The sequence below is a fragment of the Parageobacillus thermoglucosidasius genome, assembly GCF_001295365.1.
Taxonomy (GTDB): Bacteria; Bacillota; Bacilli; order Bacillales; family Anoxybacillaceae; genus Parageobacillus; species Parageobacillus thermoglucosidasius.
Map to the genome: position 1 here is coordinate 205,485 of NZ_CP012712.1, position 20,331 is coordinate 225,815.

Annotated in this window: 22 protein-coding genes and 2 pseudogenes; 1 reads left to right on the top strand and 23 read right to left on the bottom strand. The window is 38.0% G+C overall.

All coding sequences use genetic code 11. The annotated features are described in order from the left end of the window. Positions 1–32: 32 nt before the first annotated feature. From AOT13_RS01085 to AOT13_RS01125, 10 genes and pseudogenes are all read right to left on the bottom strand, one after another. Positions 33–701: an HAD family hydrolase gene (locus AOT13_RS01085; RefSeq protein ID WP_042384599.1), complete on the bottom strand. Its 669-nt coding sequence runs from the start codon at positions 699–701 to the stop codon at positions 33–35. A 20-nt stretch (positions 702–721) separates the two neighbouring features. After that, positions 722–1,345 (bottom strand): annotated as a pseudogene (locus AOT13_RS01090) (UDP-galactopyranose mutase). A 280-nt stretch (positions 1,346–1,625) separates the two neighbouring features. Continuing rightward, positions 1,626–2,330: a CDP-alcohol phosphatidyltransferase family protein gene (locus tag AOT13_RS01095; RefSeq protein WP_042384602.1), complete on the bottom strand. Its 705-nt coding sequence runs from the start codon at positions 2,328–2,330 to the stop codon at positions 1,626–1,628. A gap of 465 nt (positions 2,331–2,795) precedes the next feature. Continuing rightward, a complete protein-coding gene (tagD, locus tag AOT13_RS01100) occupies positions 2,796–3,182 on the bottom strand; it encodes a glycerol-3-phosphate cytidylyltransferase (protein WP_042384604.1) in 387 nt (128 codons plus the stop codon). A gap of 625 nt (positions 3,183–3,807) precedes the next feature. After that, the gene (locus tag AOT13_RS20855; RefSeq protein WP_155267347.1) at positions 3,808–4,281 is read right to left on the bottom strand and encodes a winged helix-turn-helix domain-containing protein; all 474 of its coding nucleotides are present in this window, start codon (positions 4,279–4,281) and stop codon (positions 3,808–3,810) included. Then, complete coding sequence (locus AOT13_RS20860) at positions 4,184–4,384, bottom strand: hypothetical protein (protein WP_162164220.1); 201 nt, start codon at positions 4,382–4,384, stop codon at positions 4,184–4,186. Before AOT13_RS20860 ends, AOT13_RS20855 begins: the two co-directional genes overlap by 98 nt. A gap of 1,148 nt (positions 4,385–5,532) precedes the next feature. Continuing rightward, positions 5,533–6,507, bottom strand: a complete 975-nt coding sequence (gene pseB / locus AOT13_RS01110; protein ID WP_042384606.1) for a UDP-N-acetylglucosamine 4,6-dehydratase (inverting) — start codon at positions 6,505–6,507, stop codon at positions 5,533–5,535. Between the two features lie 35 nt (positions 6,508–6,542). Then, the gene (locus AOT13_RS01115; protein WP_042384608.1) at positions 6,543–7,910 is read right to left on the bottom strand and encodes a motility associated factor glycosyltransferase family protein; all 1,368 of its coding nucleotides are present in this window, start codon (positions 7,908–7,910) and stop codon (positions 6,543–6,545) included. Continuing rightward, on the bottom strand, positions 7,907–8,269 hold the full coding sequence (locus AOT13_RS01120) for a hypothetical protein (protein ID WP_042384612.1): 363 nt from the start codon (positions 8,267–8,269) through the stop codon (positions 7,907–7,909). Before AOT13_RS01120 ends, AOT13_RS01115 begins: the two co-directional genes overlap by 4 nt. Further along, positions 8,238–10,022 (bottom strand): motility associated factor glycosyltransferase family protein, encoded by a 1,785-nt coding sequence (locus tag AOT13_RS01125; protein WP_042384615.1) that lies wholly within the window; start codon positions 10,020–10,022, stop codon positions 8,238–8,240. Before AOT13_RS01125 ends, AOT13_RS01120 begins: the two co-directional genes overlap by 32 nt. Before the next feature lie 126 nt (positions 10,023–10,148). On the opposite strand from AOT13_RS01125, the gene AOT13_RS01130 reads away from it, so the two are divergent. Continuing rightward, on the top strand, positions 10,149–11,096 hold the full coding sequence (locus AOT13_RS01130; RefSeq protein ID WP_042384620.1) for a hypothetical protein: 948 nt from the start codon (positions 10,149–10,151) through the stop codon (positions 11,094–11,096). A 79-nt stretch (positions 11,097–11,175) separates the two neighbouring features. On the opposite strand, the pseudogene AOT13_RS20865 reads toward AOT13_RS01130, so the two are convergent. From AOT13_RS20865 to AOT13_RS01190, 13 genes and pseudogenes are all read right to left on the bottom strand, one after another. Continuing rightward, positions 11,176–11,292, bottom strand: a pseudogene (locus tag AOT13_RS20865) (flagellin); the annotation flags it as partial. Positions 11,293–11,639: 347 nt separating this feature from the next. Beyond that, a complete protein-coding gene (locus AOT13_RS01135) occupies positions 11,640–12,356 on the bottom strand; it encodes a flagellin N-terminal helical domain-containing protein (RefSeq protein ID WP_042384623.1) in 717 nt (238 codons plus the stop codon). A 123-nt stretch (positions 12,357–12,479) separates the two neighbouring features. Continuing rightward, positions 12,480–12,707: a carbon storage regulator CsrA gene (csrA, locus tag AOT13_RS01140; RefSeq protein ID WP_003247966.1), complete on the bottom strand. Its 228-nt coding sequence runs from the start codon at positions 12,705–12,707 to the stop codon at positions 12,480–12,482. Then, positions 12,707–13,150: a flagellar assembly protein FliW gene (gene fliW / locus AOT13_RS01145; RefSeq protein WP_042384626.1), complete on the bottom strand. Its 444-nt coding sequence runs from the start codon at positions 13,148–13,150 to the stop codon at positions 12,707–12,709. The genes csrA and fliW overlap by 1 nt, the downstream gene beginning before the upstream one ends. A 64-nt stretch (positions 13,151–13,214) precedes the next feature. Next, positions 13,215–13,769 carry a DUF6470 family protein gene (locus AOT13_RS01150; RefSeq protein WP_013876214.1) on the bottom strand — a complete coding sequence of 185 codons (555 nt, stop codon included), beginning with the start codon at positions 13,767–13,769 and terminating at the stop codon, positions 13,215–13,217. Between the two features lie 22 nt (positions 13,770–13,791). After that, positions 13,792–14,679 (bottom strand): flagellar hook-associated protein FlgL, encoded by an 888-nt coding sequence (gene flgL, locus AOT13_RS01155; RefSeq protein ID WP_042384629.1) that lies wholly within the window; start codon positions 14,677–14,679, stop codon positions 13,792–13,794. 10 nt (positions 14,680–14,689) lie between these two features. Beyond that, positions 14,690–16,294, bottom strand: a complete 1,605-nt coding sequence (gene flgK, locus AOT13_RS01160; RefSeq protein ID WP_042384632.1) for a flagellar hook-associated protein FlgK — start codon at positions 16,292–16,294, stop codon at positions 14,690–14,692. A 36-nt stretch (positions 16,295–16,330) separates the two neighbouring features. Next, complete coding sequence (locus AOT13_RS01165) at positions 16,331–16,813, bottom strand: flagellar protein FlgN (protein WP_013876211.1); 483 nt, start codon at positions 16,811–16,813, stop codon at positions 16,331–16,333. A 63-nt stretch (positions 16,814–16,876) separates the two neighbouring features. Beyond that, positions 16,877–17,140: a flagellar biosynthesis anti-sigma factor FlgM gene (gene flgM / locus AOT13_RS01170; RefSeq protein ID WP_042384635.1), complete on the bottom strand. Its 264-nt coding sequence runs from the start codon at positions 17,138–17,140 to the stop codon at positions 16,877–16,879. A gap of 91 nt (positions 17,141–17,231) precedes the next feature. Beyond that, a complete protein-coding gene (locus tag AOT13_RS01175; protein WP_013399957.1) occupies positions 17,232–17,645 on the bottom strand; it encodes a TIGR03826 family flagellar region protein in 414 nt (137 codons plus the stop codon). A gap of 53 nt (positions 17,646–17,698) precedes the next feature. Then, positions 17,699–18,136, bottom strand: a complete 438-nt coding sequence (locus AOT13_RS01180; RefSeq protein ID WP_042384640.1) for a YaaR family protein — start codon at positions 18,134–18,136, stop codon at positions 17,699–17,701. A gap of 11 nt (positions 18,137–18,147) precedes the next feature. Then, entirely contained in the window at positions 18,148–18,393 is a 246-nt protein-coding gene (locus tag AOT13_RS01185) for a flagellar biosynthesis protein FlhB (protein WP_013876208.1), read from the bottom strand. After that, positions 18,390–20,306 (bottom strand): hypothetical protein, encoded by a 1,917-nt coding sequence (locus AOT13_RS01190; protein WP_013876207.1) that lies wholly within the window; start codon positions 20,304–20,306, stop codon positions 18,390–18,392. The genes AOT13_RS01185 and AOT13_RS01190 overlap by 4 nt, the downstream gene beginning before the upstream one ends. Between the last annotated feature and the right edge of the window lie 25 nt (positions 20,307–20,331).

Genomic DNA, 20,331 nt, shown 5'->3' on the forward strand with positions numbered 1-20,331 from the left:
GAGCTAGTGATATTCATCACCAGCTTCCCATCTTATGTAATTAATTCGGTTAATGAATAAATTAAATAATCCGCCTCATACTCTCTTGAAAGCCTCGTTTGCATATGATCCCCAACATCGCGAACGATACGAACGGTTCCCATCCCTAGCTTTCTAGCAGTAATAAAATCTTTGTTTGGATTATCTCCTATATATACACAATCATTAAAATCTAAATGCAAATATTTAATCATTTTTCGATACGGAGTCTCGCTAGGTTTCCAATGTTCCTCACCTAAATCGCCAGTGACAATGATATAGTCAAACATCTTCTCCAGATTAAGCGCCTTCACTTTGGCCCATTGCATTGTTGAATTTCCATCGGTAATAATTCCTAACTTTTTTCCTTTTTCTTTTAAATAGAAAATTAATTTTTTAGCATCGTCATATAAGGAAATGTTAGGTACATGTCCGCGATAAATATGAACTAAATGTGAAATATCAATATCGATACCTAACCGCCTACATACTTCATCAAACACTCGACCACGACCATTTCTTTTCCATTCAGCAATGAGCATTTGATGAATTTCACTTACATCTATATCCAATCGATAGTTCGCCAACTCATTCGCCACAACCCAAAATCCTGATTTTACGTAATCATGTTCACAATATAGGGTATCGTCGAGGTCAAATATATATCCTTTGAAATCTCTCATTAAAATTCACCATAAATACCTTACGTAGAAATTTTATCTTTGAACACTTTAAGAGTCCTTGCTATAACAGCATCCATATCATAATATCGATATTCAGTAAGCCGTCCAACAAATGAGACATTAGAAAATTGTTTTGCTCTCTCTTTATATCTTGCATATAACTCTAAATTTTATTTTCTCGGAATTGAATAATAAGGAATATCCTTCCCTTTTACATTTCGTTCATAATCTTGAGGATATTCTTTTACAATCGTTGTCGATGAATGTTTTTGGCCAGTTAAATGTTTAAATTCCGTAATTCTCGTAAATTGATATTCATTCGGATAATTAACGGTACCAACAGGCTGTACAAATTCCTTTTGAATGTTTTCAAATTCAAAACGAAGAGAACGGTAAGGAAGTTCACCAAATTCATAGTTAAAAAATTCGTCGATTTTCCCCGTGTAAATTAATGTTCCTTTAAATTCTTGTCCAAACAAACTTATATTCCCATTCTTAAAGTCAATTTCTATAACTTCTTTGTAATCTGTATTCAACATAAGCTTAATATTAGAGTGAGATAATAGCTTTTCAAATATTTTCGTATAACCTTCTTTCGGTATTCCTTGATAAGCATCTTGAAAATAGCGGTTGTCCCTCGAGATATATACCGGTACTCTTCCAGTAACCGTTGGATCGTGTCAAGGGCGATTATTTTTGCCTTTACGACGTTCTTTTAGTGAAAAGTTAAAATAATTGAGAATGAGATGCTTAAAAATTTTAATTTGCATACTAATTTTTATTAATCATCTCCTATCACCAAGATCGCATAAAAGCCACTTTAGTTTAGCAGTTACAAAATTCTAATAAGCACATTTGTCGCGACGATTAATAATCGATTTGGAAAGACTAACTCAGTTGCTAATGGAATAGAACATATCACCTTTACTGTTTAATCTTGTTTTTGTTTTTTACTATATAATATGTTTTTGTACATTCCCATACTCTGTATAACCAGTCAATATTCTTTAATACAATTAAAACATAAATTAAAATCTGCATCTGGTTCAAGATAGCAAAAACAGATATGATAAAATACAATGTGAATGTATCAAATGCGGGAATAATACCTCTATCTAAGAACCATTGCTTCCATTTAGAACGAATGATTCCGTTTTTTTTCATAAAAGGTAGCACAAATTTATGTACAACTACAATATCTAAAAAGAAAGTTAAGACAAGCAAAACATTAGTTAATAAATGTGCATTTGCTGCTACCATAATTCCCAAAAGCACAGTAATACGTACAATCAGATCTACATTGCGATCTAATTTCGCTCCAAAAGCTGTGCATCTATTTGTCAATCGAGCTAAGTTCCCATCAGCCCCATCTACGAAATGATGAAGCTGCAAAAGAATTCCTCCCAATACATACTGATGAAACATAAAAGAAATTCCAGAGCCGACCCCCAAAAAACCAGATAAAACTGTGACCATGTTGGGAGATAGCTTTAAATCATAAGCTATCTTCGTAAAAAAAGGATCTATAAGATGCGCATAATATTTATTAAAGATATACTCATGCTCTCGGCGTTGCATTACAACATACCGAGACTTAAAGCTTTTATATTTTCTAATTAGATTTTGCATAATATCACCTTAAGCCTTTAAAATAGATATTTATAAGGATTTCATAATCTTCCTTCAAGCTTCCTCAATAATAAAGGCAAATCGCCTAACATATCATATCTATGTAAAGAGGAATTTTGCAAACATACAAGCCTAGGCTCATACCATCATTCACTTCGAAATCCCAACTGAAATTAGCAATATTTACATGTTATAAGTTAGTAGTAGTCCGATGTTCTTTACTTCCTGCTCTAACATAATATCCTATCAAAATAATAGATTTTTAAAGAACATAGCATAAAAATGGCTCCACTGTAATCGATTAAAACACATCACATTGTCAAGTAAATCAAACAAATCAGCATGTTTACCAAAAAAGATTATAATTTTACAACAGCTTTCTCCAAATATTAGAGTTATCAGTAATGACGTTAGCATAGTGAAGTTTTAAAACCAAAGTATAACTTTGCAAAAACAGATAATATATTACAAATTTAAATCGTTCTTAATTTTTGCTGTTGATATACCAATAGTTCTCGGTAAATAGACAACCTCACAGTACTCCTTTAAGTAGTCAAATTTCCCCCTCCAATCATCGCCCATTACAAAAATATCAATTTCATGATTTATTATATCGTGAATTTTCTGCTCCCAAGCCTTTTCAGGTATTACCTTATCGACATATCGTATAGCTTGGAGAATAGCTTTTCTATGAGGATAAGAATAGTATGATTTCTTATGTTTCAGTAGATTAAATTCATCAGTCGAAAGACCCACTGTTAAATGGTCTCCTAGCGCCCTTGCTCTCTCAAGAAATAGAATATGGCCCCAATGCAATAAATCAAAAGTACCATATGTAATAACTTTTTTCATTTTCTCATCCCCTTTCATCTTTTCATAAAGAAATAACTAAATTTATCTTTTAAACTAATTATTCCGTAAAAAAAAAAAACGGAGTTACTAGTATTAAGTGTTACGGAGTAAATTAGTATTTTCTTCATTTCCTACTTATTCAAAGCACTATTTTCAATTAATTAAATAGAAGAAAAAATTATTTTAGTATAACATACAAGACAGTTTCAAGTATTCTATTGCTACGATGACATATGTAAAAATACAAAAGATATTCAATATCCCAAAATGTTCTGCATAATGATATATACACAATTATTGTATTTTTAACGCCTTTAAGTTCTTCTAATTCAGCCTTTTCGATATATATAAATTCAGATTAATTTTCCGACATAACTATCTTTCTAATGGTTGAAGCACTTTTTCTGGAAATTGAACGAGGTGCTCCAAGAACGAAACAATCGACTCCCGCAACTCCTTTCGATTGGCATGAAAACGATTGGCAATCACACTCTCTTTCAACCATCCCCAAATTCGTTCAACCAAGTTTAAATTCAGGGAAATATGGAGGAAAGAATACCAAAGTCAGCCGTTCTCCATTTTACGTAAAAAAGGCTGTAGAATTTTCGTGTGATGAATTTTTGCATTATCCAAGACCATCACGATATGTTTGTCCGATACTTGTCCAACGTGTATTGGAGAAATTGTAGAAAAGCCTGTGCATTACATTGGTCCGTTTCCATACAGAGAAATTCACCCGTTTCGATATTACACCGCCTAATAAGCTAACGGTTGTATGGTGTCTATACGCAGGGATTTGTTTTTGGAGCCCTTTGACACTCCATGTGATCCGAAGAGCTTGATAATCTCGAATATGGTTTTCATCTTCATAGATTATGACCATGTGGTCGGACAAGTTTTTTATAAGTTCCATCTCCCGTTGAAACTCTTTTTGAGGATTGGCCCGTTTGAGGTTATACGTAGGGCGTGTATAATGAAATCCCCATCGATGAAGCATATCATCAATACTGCCACGGGACATGGTGACAGAAAATTTCACTTCCGAGACATGCTGAATAATCCGGGGTATTCCAGCATGTTTCAATGCCGTATCCTTCATCGGCGGAAGTGCTTTCTTCCAGCATCTTTTTTATTTTTAATTCATGTTCTTCTTTTGGGGACAGATACGGCTTTCTGCCAAGAGCATAGCACCGCTCTAGCAATGTTCCATACCACCCCGATTAAACTTTTGAACATAAATGAAAACCGTCTCACGATAGAGATTCAAGAGTTCATGACTTGAATCCCCAAATAGCCTTGCATAATCAGACGAATGACTGCAATCGTTTTGCCATGTTCGCCTTTTTTATTTTGCGCCCCTGTTCTTGAAGACGTTCGATCGCCCAACCATAATCGTTTGTAACTTGTAATCCTTTGTTCTTCATCTTTTTTCCTCTGCTCCTTTGATTTACTCATTATAGGCGCAGTATAGACAAGGAGGCAGGTTGATTAAACATGTCGGAATGTCAAACTAGATTTATATAGTCAATGTTTTCGTCAATATTTCTTTTTCAATTATCCTATCAATAGGTGTTACTTCAATATATTTATAGTAGCCGAAGAGGTTTCTATATCAAAACTTTAGTGTTCTTTGATCATAAACTTCTATCTATACAAAATTACTTTTTTCTAACCTCTTCTCAAGATCCAGCTGTTTAATTCTTCAAAAATATTACCACAAAAGATATAAATTTACTAAAATTTTAATATTATCTAAAAATAACCAGATAGTATCCCATTATAAGCGCCACCATCAATTTTTATCTCTTTTTAATTTATTAACAAACGGATATATTGGTTATAGTTGTATTTTTTGATATATAGTAGATTAACATTCCTGATCCATATACCCTTAACAGAATTACTTAAAATAATTACAACTTAGATTGATTTTTAATTAGGAACTATCTTTTATTTAAATGCTTTAAGTTTGTACCCATTAATATAATAAAGAAGGGAAATATCCTGTGATGGTGACCTTCACTCTTTAATCGTTTTTATCTCTTTTATACCAATTACCGAAAACTTATCTCTAACTTGAGATAAATATTATTAGGTAAACCGCTTTTTATTTTCCTGCTTTTTAGAATATCATACCTGATAAAATAAAGTACTTTTATATTTTCCTCGAAAAATTTGTATGCTTTCTTCCCCAATTATCAGCACCAAGAAGAAATACTTCATTACCTTCAGTAAGTTTTTCTACAATGCTTTTTTCTCTTAAGTTTATCAAGTTCATCTCAACTCATTTTTCATACTGACTGAATAATATTCTCTATTGCATAATGATGTTCTCCTGAAAAAAGAATGATTACATTTCTTTTACTAATGTCCGCAATTCCTCCACCGTCAACCATTCTGTATTTGTATCACTTGTATATTTAAATCCTTCTGGCAAACTTCTTCCGTGTTTCACATATTCTTGTGGACACCACGGAAACTCAGGGGTAATGACATAATAATTATCAAACTCAACTGTATGTCTCGCATCATCTTCGGTAATCATTGTTTCATGAAGCTTTTCTCCAGGGCGGATGCCGATGATTTCAATTTCTGCCTCTGGCGCAATCGCTTTTGCAAGATCCACCACTTTCATGCTGGGGATTTTCGGAACGAAAATTTCCCCGCCTTTCATCCTTGCAAGGGAATCAATGACAAACTGAACACCTTGGTCAAGTGTGATCCAGAAGCGAGTCATCCGTTCGTCTGTGATTGGCAGCTTCTTCCCTTCAGCGGCCATTTTTTTAAACAATGGAACAACGCTTCCACGGCTCCCAACCACATTTCCATAGCGCACTACGGCAAATCGAGTTTCTTTTCCTCCGACATAAGAGTTGGCCGCTACAAATAGTTTATCGGACGCTAGTTTTGTAGCACCGTATAAATTAATTGGTGCCGCGGCCTTATCGGTACTTAATGCAATGACTCGTTTTACTCCACGGTCAATCGCTGCTTCAATCACGTTTTGCGCGCCGTAAATGTTTGTTTTTACCGCTTCAAATGGGTTGTATTCACATGCAGGTACTTGTTTCATTGCCGCTGCATGGACGACATAATCGACACCATCAAACGCGCGATATAGACGATCTTTGTCCCGTACGTCACCAATGAAAAAGCGGATTCTTGGGTCCGTATATTCTTGTGCCATTTCATATTGTTTTAATTCATCACGGCTAAATACGATAACCTTTTTTACATCATATTCTAATATTTTTTTTACAAACTTTTTCCCAAATGATCCAGTTCCCCCTGTAACAAGGATTGTTTGATTTCGCAAAAATTCCATAGCATAAACTCCTTTGAAGTAAAGTTACAAGTTTTTTAATATTGATTTATTATTTGATTTATTTTTTCACTAAAATTACACTCCATGAGATGTTCTGACTCTGAAATAATTTCAGATATATGGACGAAAGGCATGCCTTGAATAACAGCGCCTTTCTCAGCTGTATTTTTAAAAATAACATGTTTCGTTTCGGCAACCTTTCGTTCAAACCATCTTCTATAAATAGATAGAATGGTTGTTGTTTTTACCATTGTACCATCATTCGCAAGAACAGACAGCAAGTTTTCATTCGATACTACTTCTACTCCTGATGTCGAATGTAAAGCATGGCTTCTGTTTTTGCTATAAGCCAAATCCTGGCCTAACAACACAATTTCAGAGAATCCCATTTTAATTAATATATCAAGCGCTGTTGTTGCGACAGATCCTCCGGTATCAACTAAAGGCAAATTTTTCTTACCAGCGTAACTTTCAGCTTGAGGATACCCTTTTTGGAACGCGATAATTCTTAACCCTTTATGATTCACCACAGCAGAATGACAGGCTGTTGACAAATAAATTAAAGACTGGGCAAACCCCATGCCATCTAACTGCTTATAAACGAATTCTTGTGGGTCCGTAATAATAACAGCATCCGGAACGATGCTGTTTTCTTTAAGAACCCGAAGGGCAGAACCAACCGATAAAATAAAATATTTGTTCTTCAGCCTTTTTAAAGAATAAACCGTGTCATCTAATGAAGGGCCTGCTGACACTAATACCGCTTTTTGACCGTTAAATTTCGCAAACAATTTTCCTACATCCGCATCCATATATTTCAAATTCTCTACAAAATTCTTTTCCATTAAGGATGAAAAACGTTGAAACGACATTTCTTGTATTTTTAAGTCTTCTAAAAAATGTTTTAATGGATGGCTTTGCGGCAGTGCTTTTAACCATGCGTTCGGTATAATCCATCTAGTTCGTTGCTTAGCCAACTCATTCAATGTATGAATCATTGCTTGTCCTTGTTCAAGGCACAAAATTGCCACATTCGGATGTAAGAAAATATTAGATAAATCTATATTTTCAACTGCTTTTCGAACAACAGGTAAATAAGGTTCAATAACGACAATTTGTTTATCCGGTTCTTTTTGCAGCAATTCTTGTACATGATAACCGAGTCCAAAGCCAAAAAGGCAATAAACATGGGCGTCTCTGTCTATTTGCGAATCAATAAAACGCTCGGCATCTTTCAATGGATCGTAGCGACTATACAAGTAATGCCCATTTAATTTCATTGTTGGCGGCCCTTTTTTTGATGGATGAATATCAACATCAATGGGTTCATTTATAGGATGGAGCAACCTTTCTCGCAACTGTTTATTTTTTATCAAGGCAAGATTACTGTCTAAAACGCTCAATTTTTATCTTCCTTCATTTGATAAAATCTTTCTTTCGTTGCCTCTTCAAAAAAAGGCTTTATTTCATATTCAAACATATCGGCGACAATGACATAATCTTGCCGTTCTAAACCATCGTTGATTTCCAGCAAAAATTCGTTAATTTGGCTCGGATCAATGTTAATATGATACTTATGTTCCCGCATTAATACAATTACCTTCGTTAGCCAAGCAACGCCTTCGCTAAATTGCGCAATTAGCTGCATTGCTTCCCCAACTTTATCTTCGCGCAAATAATCAGCGATCGTTTGCGTTCCCACCGCTACTCGTTCAATATATTGGTAGAAACTATCTTGTGTTTCGTAAATGAGATTCATCATCTTTCTCCCTCTTATCCATCGAAATAATTTTATTTTTAATTTTTTCTTTTAATTGCATGAAATAAGATTTTGAATCGATTGCAGCTTCTTGCAAACGCGAATATAAATCCATGGAACGAGCGTATACTCGTTGATACATTTCTTGTTCCGTTTCATTCTCTTTTTCCAGGTAGTTATTAAATGTATCTAAAACAATAGGTTGAGCAATTAATGACATCATTCCTTCAGCAAAAATTGGCTTTAACTGTTCATCAATTTTATCCAACTTTTTTAGAAGTTTTGTATCAAATGTCGTATCAGAAGTATTTCTTTTTAGCAACAGCACTGCTTCCTCAGCAAGGCGCTGTACTTTGTCATGCAATTTTATTTCGTTTTCAATTCTCATTAAAAACTCTTTCCATTCTTGAACATCTTTATGCGGATATGAATCGATATCAAACATTGGTACATTTTTATTCGTATCTACATATCGGTCGCAAAACTCTTGGAAAGGAATTTGTTGATATCCCTCTATCTTAACCCCGCCTTCTGTGCAATTATAAATTCTTTCAGGCTGTGAAAAAGTTTGAAGTAGTCTTTCAAAATTATGCTTCATTGTAAAAAACGTGTAATCTGTCAATACTTGACCACCATAATACCCCTCTGTATAGAACAGTCCTCTTTGTTTAATATATGTTTCATCAATTTTTCTGAAATTTTTATTATGTTCCGCATGTGTTTTGTTATCGGTATAGGCCAAATCTTGACCAATTAATGCAACAGGCCCCGTTGAAATCATATAAGCTATATTTAATGCGAAATTGGCGACAGAAGCGCCCCCTAATATACCATCTATTTCTTTATTTAATAATTTTTGTGCATATATTTTTAAATCATCATCTATGTTAGATATAAATACAAGCGATCTTCGATTGAATCTTTCTCTAATTTTCTCATGGTTAGATAATGAATAGATTATTCTTGCTTGTTTTAGCTCTATTGTTTCAAAATGCCTATAGTTGTTGATTCCCCCATCAATCGTAACAATAAAGTCAGGCTCAATATCATGTTTAAGAAGTGTGTTAATCGTCGACCCAGAAGAAATTAGCAAAATATGATTCCTTACCTTTTTTAATAAAGGGATTTGCTTTGTTAGCGACGGGCCGCCGGAAGCAACGACAACTGGCACATTATAAATATGTTCTAAACATTTTAAAGGCACATCATCATATGCATAAAATAAATTTAATGTAAAGTTCTTTTGCCATTCTTTTGAAAAATATTTAATTGTATTTATATTTACTTGCTGCATATAAATATGATCTTTGACTATTCTTAATATACTATGATAATAGCTGGAACAAACTTTATCATAATTAGGAGAGCAAACAACAGAAACCCTTTTACCAAATGTATTTCCAAAAGGTTCATAAATTTTTTCAAAAAGCTCTTGATCTTCTCCTTTAATAATGATGCATCGCTCTAATTGACTTTCTTCTTTCAGCAGTTTATCGGCTAAAAATTCGATAGGCTCAACAATAATTAAAAATTCCTCTTCAGTCATCTTTTCACTTAAAGCTTTCGCAATATATCCTGAACCCACGCCAAATAAAATATGAAGATGGTTCTTTTTATAATGGCGTTCGGCAAATTTTGCAGCCTCTCGAATCGGGTCATACTTGCTGTGTAGGTAATAATTGTTTACTTTATAAATACGATGTCCGCTTTTCGCAGTTTCCTCGACGATTTCGTACTCTTTCAGCTCATTGTCCATCATTAGCACCTCAATTATATTATCGGCTGCTGCTATATTTTCTTAATACCCTTATCGATGTTTAATTATCTAATGAGAGTATGTTATAATCAAATAAGAACAAATGTTCTATATAAAGGAGGCCGTATGAATCATACAGACATTCTCCTATGCAATTACGATCATAAACTTCTTGAAATGTTAACCGGGAAATTATTAGGTGACGGTAATATTATCATTCAAAAAAATCGCAAACCGCGGTTTCGTTTTGGGCATTCCATCAAAGATCGGGATTGGTGTGTGCACTGTTACCAAAAGCTTGCCGGCTTTTTGCCGCTTAATCCTCCTAAGTACCGAAGAGTCATTGACAGTCGAATAAAGGGAGGTTTTTCTGAACTATATTATGTTCAATCCAAAACTGACCCTATTTATGTCCATCTCAAAGAGATTTGGTACAACGATACAGTAAAAGTGATACCAAAAGAATTTGTTGAAAAACTTATGACACCGTTATCTCTTGCTTGGTGGTACCAAGATGACGGCCATCTAAAAATGAAAGGAAATATCCCACAGAAATTTATTCTCTCAACAGAATCATTTTCACAAGAGGAAATTCTGTTTTTACACAATCTGTTACTCAATAAATTTCACTTGAATTTTTCGATCGACAATAACAAACGGCTTGTCCTATATAATCAACGTTCCATTTTAGCCTTCCTTAGTCTTGTGAGGCCTTATTTGTCGAAAAGCATGAAAAGAAAAGACATTTATCTGGAGAATTTAAAGAAGGAAGACTTGCCTCTTAAGAAACGGACCACTGTTTATTTGCTTAAACGAATGTTTTTTCATAAACCAACTGCAGAAATTAGAAAAATATGTAACAGCTTGCCTGAAGTCTTAAATATTATTGAACCGAAATTACACCATTTTTTAAACACGGTCGAAAAGAAACGGGATCTTCCCCGCAAACCATATCAAATTGAATTAAAAAGAGAAGAGCTATTTCATTTAACAATTTTTCAACAAAAAACCGGATATACAACAGGAGAAATTATTGAACTCTGTTATGAATATTTAAATGGCCGGCTCAAATAAATCATTACAATTCAGCACAGCTTACAATAGCAGCAAAAGAGACCTTGGATATCCCCAAGGTCTCTTTGATTGACTAAGATTATCGGAGTAATTGAAGCACTCCCTGCGGCTGTTGGTTAGCTTGAGCCAGCATAGCTTGCGCCGCTTGCATTAAGATATTATTTTTAGTGAATTCCATCATTTCTTTCGCCATCGTGCGAACATTTGCTTTCGCAAATGACTAGACTATATCTTCACCCGCTAGCTTAACGCTAGTGAGGGGCCGGGCACTTCGGGGAATTCAGAACGATGGAAATTCTGTTCCCCTACGGACTTCATCACCATAGCGCATGCGCTTTAGGTGGTATGTCCTAGTCGTTGAACCTTCTCCACCCTTTCGGGACAGGAGCTTGGCTGCTGGTTGCCCAATCCTTTGACTTTTCAAGCCATCACGTCTGCCGTTTCCAGCTCCGTTGTGGCGTCAAAGGCTCTAAGGGTGTTCCAGCAATTCACCCGGTGATACTCCTAGCCGTTTCCAGCTAGGACGACTCTGCCTGTCGCCGCTTACGCAGCTAAGGCATAATCAACGTCACGGATACGTGATTCAGCAGCAGTTAAGTTTTCTGCAGTTGCGCCAAGGTTGTTGATGGTGTGTTCTAGGCGGTTTTGAACAGCACCAAGTTTAGAACGTTCTGTCGACACTTTTTCAATTGCATTATTAATTTTAGTAATCGCATTATTTGCACTTGCTGCATTCGTTACTGCTAAAGCATTTATTGAAAGCGCAGCTGCATTCATAGTCGCAATTGTTAATGTAATGGATTGACCACTGTTCGCTCCAATTTGGAATGCTTTACCAGAGAAAGTACCATCTAAAAGTTTTTGCGTGTTGAATTCAGTGTTTGCTGCAATACGGTTAATTTCAGATACAAGCGCATTAATTTCGTCTTGGATTGCTTTACGGTCAGCAGTTACGTTTGTATCGTTCGCTGCTTGTACGGCAAGTTCGCGCATACGTTGAAGGATCGCATGAGTTTCATTTAATGCACCTTCAGCTGTTTGGATTAAAGAGATGCCGTCTTGCGCGTTTTTCGCTGCCATTTCAAGACCGCGGATTTGGCCGCGCATTTTTTCAGAGATGGCAAGGCCTGCTGCATCGTCGCCAGCACGGTTGATGCGGTACCCTGAAGAAAGTTTTTCAAGGTTTTTCGCAGCTTGAGTGTTGTTAAATGATAATTGGCGGTACGTGTTTAACGCAGAGATGTTGTGTTGGATTCTCATTTTAATTCCTCCTTGAATAGTTTTTTCTACATCCTTGTAGATTTTTCACAGGGACGGCCAATTGCCCTTCCCTGCCTTACATCTTTAATATCGGAAGCATTCATGGAATGTTTAATGGTTTTTTTAATTTTTTTTATTATTTTTTAGTTGTTGCAACAAGTTCGTAGAAACGTCTGCCGCTTGTTTGTTTTCTTCTTGGATAGCTGTATATATTTCTTTTCTGTAGACGTCGATATGTTTCGGCGCAATGATGCCGAGTTTAATTTGTTCTCCTTCGATGGCAAGCACTTTAATTTCAATCGAATCGCCAATCATAATCGATTCATTTTTCTTGCGGGTAAGAACGAGCATTATTTTCCCTCCTTCCCGCGCGCCTCGGACAACGGAAAACGGATCGGGTAGACGCTGTCATGAAGAATGAGTTGCTTTCCTATTTTTTCTTTCACGTTAATAACGATTGGAGCTTTTAAGTTAATGGTAGAATCAGCAAACGGCTCTTTTAGCGTCATAATCGTATATGTCAAGCAATCATCAGGAGAATTCAATTTCAGCTTTTCAATATCTTCTTCTGTTAAATCAAACGCATAATCCGGGTAGAAAGAGAATGGATAAGCAATGACAAAGCCGACATGGCTGTGATGAATCGACTGTAAAATCGCAAACGGCGATTGTTCTTCTAATGGCAAAATGACAAATTGCTTTTCTTCTTCAAATCCAGGTATCCCGTTTGGAAAATGGATAATTTGTTCTTCATTTATTTCAATTTCTCCTAAAAATTTTGATGTTATTTTCATAGCGAAAAGCTCCTTTCCCATTTTCACAAAAAAAGCGGTACACCGCAACGGCACCGCTTTTCTGTTAATATTTCACATCAATTTTGATAGACGGGTATTGAATCATATAGGCAGAGACATTCCCAGGCTTGTATTCGTGAATCGGTCTATTTACGTTTGCCTTAATGATTGGTTTATTTGCATCGATTTGAATATCCAAATAACCTGGTTGGTAGCCAATATCTACACTATGAACGGAAGGGATAAATTTTATTCCAAGTTGTTTATAAGAATGGAAGCCTTTTTCAGCCGCAATCGCCGCAATTGCATTGCCCCCATTTTCAATTTTCATGAGCCGGTCTCCTTCTTGCGCGCGGCGGGCAATGCCTTCCAACAGCGCTTCGCGGCCTTCCTCAGCAAATTTTCTTGTAGAATCAAACGGATCAAGCAACCCCATATCGCTCCATGCTTTTGACTGGTCAATCGTCAACCGGGCCGGTTTGGAGTCAATCGTAAGCGTTGCCGGTTTTTGTTCAATATGCAGATCTGCTTTCGGCTGCTCGATGTGCTGAATCGGCTTTTCAATATGTAAACCGAGAATCGCTCTTGTCGTGCGAATTTGTATTTGCGGGAAATTCATGTTTGCTCACCTTTCCCCTTTGTTAACGGAGAAAATCAACCAATGTAGGCTGAATAATGCGCGCGCCTACGCTTAAAGCAACACGATGCACGCTCTCTTGTGTAATAAGGTCGGTAATCGTTTTTTCGTATTCGATATCTTCGTTGTTAGACATTAATTTTGTCGCAATCACTTCTTGCGTGGACAAGCGGTTTTCCATCATCTCGACCCGATTTTGCTTCGCACCAAGTTCCGAACGGGCCGCTAACAAAGCGTCTTGTTGCGCTTCAACTTGGCTTAAATGGCTGCTAATTGTGTTTCCAGTACTGTTAGGATCATTTAAAACCGTCTTTAAATTATCTAACATCCCGATAATTCCCGTAAATAAAGTTTTCCCATCAATATTGACATCTAACTTAATACCATCAAACACTTCGATTTCGACATCGCTTTGATTGCCGTTTACCGCAAAGCCCATTTCTCCTGGATAGCCGATAAACAACGGATTCTTCGTATCGGCTCCGTTAAAAATATATTTACCACCGACTTTCGTATTGGCGACATCGACAATGTGCTTTTGAATTTGCTCAATTTCATCCGCAATTTTTTTGCGGTCTTCTGGAGTAGCTGTATCAGTTGATGCCTGGACAACAAGTTCCTGCACGCGCTGCAAAGCGAGTCCGGCTTTATCTAACGCGTCATCTGCGCTATCAATCCAGTTATGTACCTCTCCTATGTTGCGCTGATATTGCTTTACACGCGCTAAATCCTCCCGATAAGCTATCCCTTTCATTGCCACAACTGGATCATCGGAAGGGCGGGAAATTTTCTTCCCTGTCACTAACTGTTCTTGATATTTTCCAAGCCGTTCATAGCTGTTTGATAAATTTCGAAGCATATTATTCGCCAGCATAAACTGTGTAACTCTCATAATCACTCACCTACCTTCCAGCAATCCCCATATTGTTAATAATTTTATCAAGCATTTCATCGATTGCTGTAATAATGCGAGCAGCTGCATTATAAGCATGCTGGAATTTAATCATATTCGTCATTTCTTCATCCAGTGAAACAGAGCTGACAGATTGGCGTTTATTGTCAACAGAAGTTGCGAGCGTCTCCGCATTCGTTTTCATTCTCTCCGCTTGTTGCCCATCGACGCCGATTTTCCCAACAAGCCCCTGATAAAACGTTTGCACCGTTCCACTAGTAATAGGCACGCTAACCGTCGTTCCGCTACCACTTGGCAGAGCGGCTGAACCATTAGTAATTTGAACATCTTTAATCATGGATAAATAAAGAGCATTATTGCCGTTTCCAGATTCCCCACTGTTCGAAGATGCAGCAATCTTCCCAAGATCACTCATGATTACATCAGAAACTTTAATCGAAGCCGCTGCACCTTTTCCTGTTGTATTATCACTTACATTCATTTCAAAAAAATCTACTCCATTCGAATTGTTAAGATCATATCCCTCTCGATGTTGTGCATTAAACATAGTAGCAAACGAATACGCCATTTTATCCAAATCGGCAAGCATCTCAGGATAATAGCCTTTCACATTATTTGGGTCAGATCCGTAGCCATAAGATTCAATCAATGATTTAATTCTGCCGCTCGCTAAATTGCCGAACTCGCTGTCCCTTATTGTTGTTATGTTTCCGAGAGCATCTTCGATTTGAATTTTAGAAACATATCCGTCCGGATTTGTAGGGTCGTTAACAGGATCAACAGGTGGATCAACAGATAATTTAGAATAGCCGTCTTTCGTCACTATCTTTATTGTGGATCCATCTTGATTAACAAGTGAAATCTCATAAATTCCTTCTGCTATATCTAGAGCGTTTCCGCCAGAAGGAACTGTTTCCACCTTTACCTGAAAATATTTTGATAGTTCATCGACAAGGGCATCACGTTTATCATAAAGGTCATTTGGCAAATAACCGTTCGGTTCGACGGCTTTAATTTGATCATTCAGTTCACTGATTTGTTTCAAAATCGAGTTCACTTCTAATAAACCTGTTTTAATTTCTTGCCCTAAATCGTCGCGAATTTGAGATAAAGAAGTGTAAAGGTAATTAAAAGATTCTGCCACTGCTACCCCGCGTTGGCGCACAACAGCGCGCGCTCCCTCATTTTCCGGATTAGCGCTTAAATCTTGCAGCGATTCCCAAAACTGCGTCATCGCCTTACTGAGACCAAATTCGCTCGGCTCATTCATAATATCTTCCATTTTTGCAATCGCTTCTGAACGTGCGCTCCAATAGCCTAATTTACTAGCTTCGTTGCGATATTGATAATCTAGAAAGCTATCGCGTATTCGCTGTATAGACCCCGCTTCAACCCCCGTTCCCATTTGTCCCGGAATTTGCGGACGGTTCATCGACGCTGGCGGAAACGGTTCCGTTTCGACAAAATTGACGCGCTGGCGCGAATAACCGGGCGTATTCGCGTTGGCAATATTATGTGCGGTCACATATAATGCCGCTTGCTGGGTAAACATGCCCCGTTTGGCTACCTCTAAGCCATGAAACGTTGATAGCATCTCCTTTTCCCCCAATCCTTGAAAATTGCTTGTTTGCTAAGCTTTGGAATCAAATAATGAACTCCCGCCTTCATATGAAGACGGCGCCACGTTCGGTTTCCGGTAATTCACTTCTTTCGGCTGCGGCATGAGCATATTCAGCATGACATGGACAAATTGCAATGATTGCTTGGCCAGCTGCTCGTTTAATTGGTTCACATTTTTTAATTCCGACAGCACCGCTGATAAGTCATCCCGCAGTTTCTCAAGCATGGCCCGTTCCGTTCCTTCTGTTTGCAAAATGCACGCTGTTAATGTCGGTTCGTCCGTCTCGCCGATCATCGCGTGAACAACACGAATGCGTTCCTGCTCAACACGGCCAATGGCCGCAATATATTTTTGTTCTTCTTTCACAATTCCGTTCAGTGCTTCCGTATCGCCTTTTTTTAGCACTTCCGTTTTTTTGTTTGCCAGCTCCAGCAAACCTTTATGCAGTTTCACATGGTTTTCTAGCACCTCTATTAATTGTTTGGCAGACAATCCAATCTCTCCCTGAAAGTACATAAAAATTAAACCAGTATTACGCGTAATACTGATTTTCTTTTAATTGTCAAAATAAAATCGATATACACTTTTCGCAATTTCCTTCGCGTCAATTTTATATGTCCCGTTTTGCACTTGCTCCTTTAACTTGCGCACTTTTTCTTGATGTTCGACCGTCCATTGGGAAAGCTGCTGCAGTTCTTTCGCCGCTGCGGAAATTTCCACTTTATCTTGTTTAATGTCATTTTTTTTCACTTGCGTCTCTTTATCAAATTGCCGTTTATAAGGATTAATGCCTGGCAGGCCGAATTTGTCAATTCTCATGAAAATCCCCCCTTTTAACATGCCCTGTGCCGTTCGTTGCCGCAACTTCTATCTATATTATCGGCAAACGCAAAAGATTGTTAACAACCATTCAAAATTTATTTTCATCGTTCCTTTTCGTATAATAAATGTTTTCTGCCTGACGGCGTTTTTTCCTTTCTTCTTTTTGCAGCTCTTCTAGCTGTTGATTTAAATCTTTTAAACAGTTTTCGCAAAGCTTGCCTTGGCGAATCAACGCACCACAGCGGGCGCAAGGATATGTTAAATTTGGAAATTGCGCAAGTTTCAGCCGGCCGCTTTGAATAAATTTAATCAGCAGCGATTCCTTTACTCCTGTTGCGTCAACAATTTGCGCCATTGTCGCCATGCGGTTTTCTCTTTTCCGCAAAAAATGGTAAACTTTCTCAAACGCCTCTTCTTCCTCTTTATAGCAATCCTCACAAATATCACGAAACGAAGTTTTAACAAATAAACGTCCGCAGTTTGGGCAATTCGCTAAATTCATTGCTTATCCTCCCCATATTCCTCTCTCCTTTTATTATAAGACATAAGAAACGCTTACGTATAAATATTGATGATTAACCCTTGAATTTCCCCGATTGTGCCTAAAAGGTCGATTCCTTGTTTTTCTTTTTGCAACACCGCATTCGTGAGATCGATAAGCTTTTTATCCACTTCTTTCACCATTTTGTACAAACGCGACCGGCCGCTCCAATTGAAACCATGTTGTTCTGACAATCGCAAACCGTTTTGTACCGCATCATCCAGCAGCTTTTTCACAAGCCGTTTATATTTTCGCAAATCTTCCACCGAACGCGATTCTGCTAATTTTTTTCCTTGTTCTTCGATTTCTTTCGCAAGCTGGCGAAATCGTTCGAGCGCGAGTTCTTCGTTTTGCTTTGCCACAACCTCCGCAAACGATACAGACGGGGAAACAGCTGCTTCTTTTTTGCTTACGTTCACCATGTTCGCATTTGTGATTTTTCGAATTTCCACATGAATCTCCCCTATTGCCGTTCGATGTTCTTAATTAATTTCAAAATTTCCCCAATCACCGCATAAAGCTGTGAAGGAACACGATTTTCCGGGTCAACTAAATGCTTAACAAGCGCTGAATCGCTTTGCATAGGAATGCGCTGCTGTTGCGCCTGCTTGATTATTTCGTTTACAGTATGGATTTTTGGCTCCGGCAGCTGATCGGCTCCGCTTTGATAACTTGCCAGCGCAGAAAAATGCTGATAACCGTTCTTCATACCTTCCAATCATACCCTTTCCCGCTATTTCTTTCGTCTGCTTTTCTTGTTTCCGCCGCTGTTTTTTCTTCTTCATGTTTATGATTCATTTTCGCAAACGTAATTCCTTTCACATTGTAGCCGATTTCCTCCAGATTTTCTTTAGCCGTCTCTGTTAACGCTTTTAATGCTTCGGTAAGTTTCTCGCTATCCGTTTTTATGGTCACTGTTAAATCTCTTTCCAATGCCTGTAGTAAAATCCCGATTTTCCCGTATTTTTCCGTGTCAAGCAAAAAGTACAGGCTGCAATTTTGCCAATCAAGCTTTCCCCCGTCATTTCGGGCGTTTAAATAAATACGGACCGTTTCCATTTGGTCATGCAACAATACCGGCACTTGGTAAAACATCGTTTGCATATGATTGCCGGCGTCAAATTTGCTTAGCAACTGCTGGCCTGTCATATTCGCCACAGCATGCTCAGCTTGCGCTGCAATCACGCCAAATTCGCCTTGGCTTAGCTTCAACAACAGCGCCTTTATATTTTGCGGCTCTCTGGCCATCTGTTTAGACAGCAAAGCATGGAAGACATCTTTCTCATGGTGAAACCCTAATTGCCGGAATTGTTCGAACGTATTTCTTGCCGAAACTTCCTCACCGAGCGGAAACTTCAATATCCGTGCCAGCTGCGGCAAAAGCTGCTGCTTCGGCGCTGCTTCCGGATCCTCTCCGCTGAAAGGATGAGCGGAAACAAAATGCTTCACTTTAACATCCGCTGGCTGAAAGCGAAGCCCCTCAAGCAAATGCTTTACTTCTTTCACGGCTTTTAATGCATCGCTTTGCTTTCCTTCAGTAAGCAATTGCTTTGCTTCTGCCAATTTCGCGCTTGCCTGCAGCATTTGCTTCTCTGTTTTCATATCGGTAAAAAGCATAAACTCTCCTTGCAAAATAGCGCGGTCTAACGTACGAATCACGGCTTCGACCAATTGCTTTGCCTGCTGGCGCGCCGATGTTTGTCCATTATCCAGTAAAAATGCCGCGTTTTCCAGCTTCTTATTCATCTCTATTTGCAGTTTTTTAAAATCAAGCGCCGCTTGTGAGAGTTTTTCCGTAATCGTCTTCACGATGATATTTTTGGCTGGGGCGGGGAATGCTTGCATCCATTCCTCATTCCAATATGTCCATTCCGTTTGTTGACTTTCTGCCGTTTCAGCAGATTGATTCTTTTGAGGGATTTCTTGCTCCTCCATTAAGTCTGTTTCAGCTGGAGAGTGGAAAACTTTCGCGCCATTGCTGACGAAATCGTGGTTGTTCTCCTTCCAATCTTGTAAATTATCCTCTGCTGAAGTTTGCAGCCCGTTTCCCATCAAAGCTTGCAAACTGTTTTCCACTGAAGATCGTAAGCTCGGCAAAAGCGCAAGATGATCGGCGAGCTGCGCCAATGTTTCGCCGAACGAGTCGCCATGCAGCGCTTCATGGATGGCCTGCAGATGCGATTCGGCCACTTCCAGCTTTTTATTCGCAAGCGCCTGTACCGTTTCCAATTTTTCATTTAGCGTCCCCTTGGCTTTTTCGAAAAAGCGCCTTAATATTGCTTTTTCTTCCTTAGATAGGCGAATTCCTTGCGCAAGCAAAATTTGTTCCGCTTTTTCTAATTCACCGGCAGGAAATAAACCGGCGGCTGGGCCATTTGTTTCCGCTGCTTTCGGTACTGCCTGCACTTGTAAAACATGATCTTTGATGCCAACGATTCGCACAACCACTTTATCTTCCTTTGGGATTTCTCCTTGAAAGCGAACGTGTACATCTTGTCCTTTCACCGTTATAATCGCTTCATCGTTGCTTAACTTTTCCTTCACTGTTGCGAAAAATGTTTCTCCCTCTTTCAAAGAAAACGGTGCCGGCTCGCTCATGATAAAATCGTTGCGAACTTGCATGATTTCACACTCCCGCACTATCTTT

Coding starts and splice junctions, on each gene's coding strand:
- flgK (WP_042384632.1), bottom strand. CDS start 16,294: ATGCTATCAACGTTTCATGGCTTAGAGGTAGCCAAACGGGGCATGTTT.
- AOT13_RS01190 (WP_013876207.1), bottom strand. CDS start 20,306: ATGCAAGTTCGCAACGATTTTATCATGAGCGAGCCGGCACCGTTTTCT.
- AOT13_RS20855 (WP_155267347.1), bottom strand. CDS start 4,281: ATGAAGGATACGGCATTGAAACATGCTGGAATACCCCGGATTATTCAG.
- flgM (WP_042384635.1), bottom strand. CDS start 17,140: ATGAGAATTGACAAATTCGGCCTGCCAGGCATTAATCCTTATAAACGG.
- AOT13_RS01095 (WP_042384602.1), bottom strand. CDS start 2,330: ATGCAAAATCTAATTAGAAAATATAAAAGCTTTAAGTCTCGGTATGTT.
- AOT13_RS01185 (WP_013876208.1), bottom strand. CDS start 18,393: ATGAAGAACGGTTATCAGCATTTTTCTGCGCTGGCAAGTTATCAAAGC.
- fliW (WP_042384626.1), bottom strand. CDS start 13,150: ATGAAAATAACATCAAAATTTTTAGGAGAAATTGAAATAAATGAAGAA.
- AOT13_RS01125 (WP_042384615.1), bottom strand. CDS start 10,022: ATGGACAATGAGCTGAAAGAGTACGAAATCGTCGAGGAAACTGCGAAA.
- csrA (WP_003247966.1), bottom strand. CDS start 12,707: ATGCTCGTTCTTACCCGCAAGAAAAATGAATCGATTATGATTGGCGAT.
- AOT13_RS01135 (WP_042384623.1), bottom strand. CDS start 12,356: ATGAGAATCCAACACAACATCTCTGCGTTAAACACGTACCGCCAATTA.
- pseB (WP_042384606.1), bottom strand. CDS start 6,507: ATGGAATTTTTGCGAAATCAAACAATCCTTGTTACAGGGGGAACTGGA.
- tagD (WP_042384604.1), bottom strand. CDS start 3,182: ATGAAAAAAGTTATTACATATGGTACTTTTGATTTATTGCATTGGGGC.
- AOT13_RS01175 (WP_013399957.1), bottom strand. CDS start 17,645: ATGAATTTAGCGAATTGCCCAAACTGCGGACGTTTATTTGTTAAAACT.
- AOT13_RS01120 (WP_042384612.1), bottom strand. CDS start 8,269: ATGATGAATCTCATTTACGAAACACAAGATAGTTTCTACCAATATATT.
- AOT13_RS01150 (WP_013876214.1), bottom strand. CDS start 13,769: ATGAATTTCCCGCAAATACAAATTCGCACGACAAGAGCGATTCTCGGT.
- flgL (WP_042384629.1), bottom strand. CDS start 14,679: ATGAGAGTTACACAGTTTATGCTGGCGAATAATATGCTTCGAAATTTA.
- AOT13_RS01130 (WP_042384620.1), top strand. CDS start 10,149: ATGAATCATACAGACATTCTCCTATGCAATTACGATCATAAACTTCTT.
- AOT13_RS01085 (WP_042384599.1), bottom strand. CDS start 701: ATGAGAGATTTCAAAGGATATATATTTGACCTCGACGATACCCTATAT.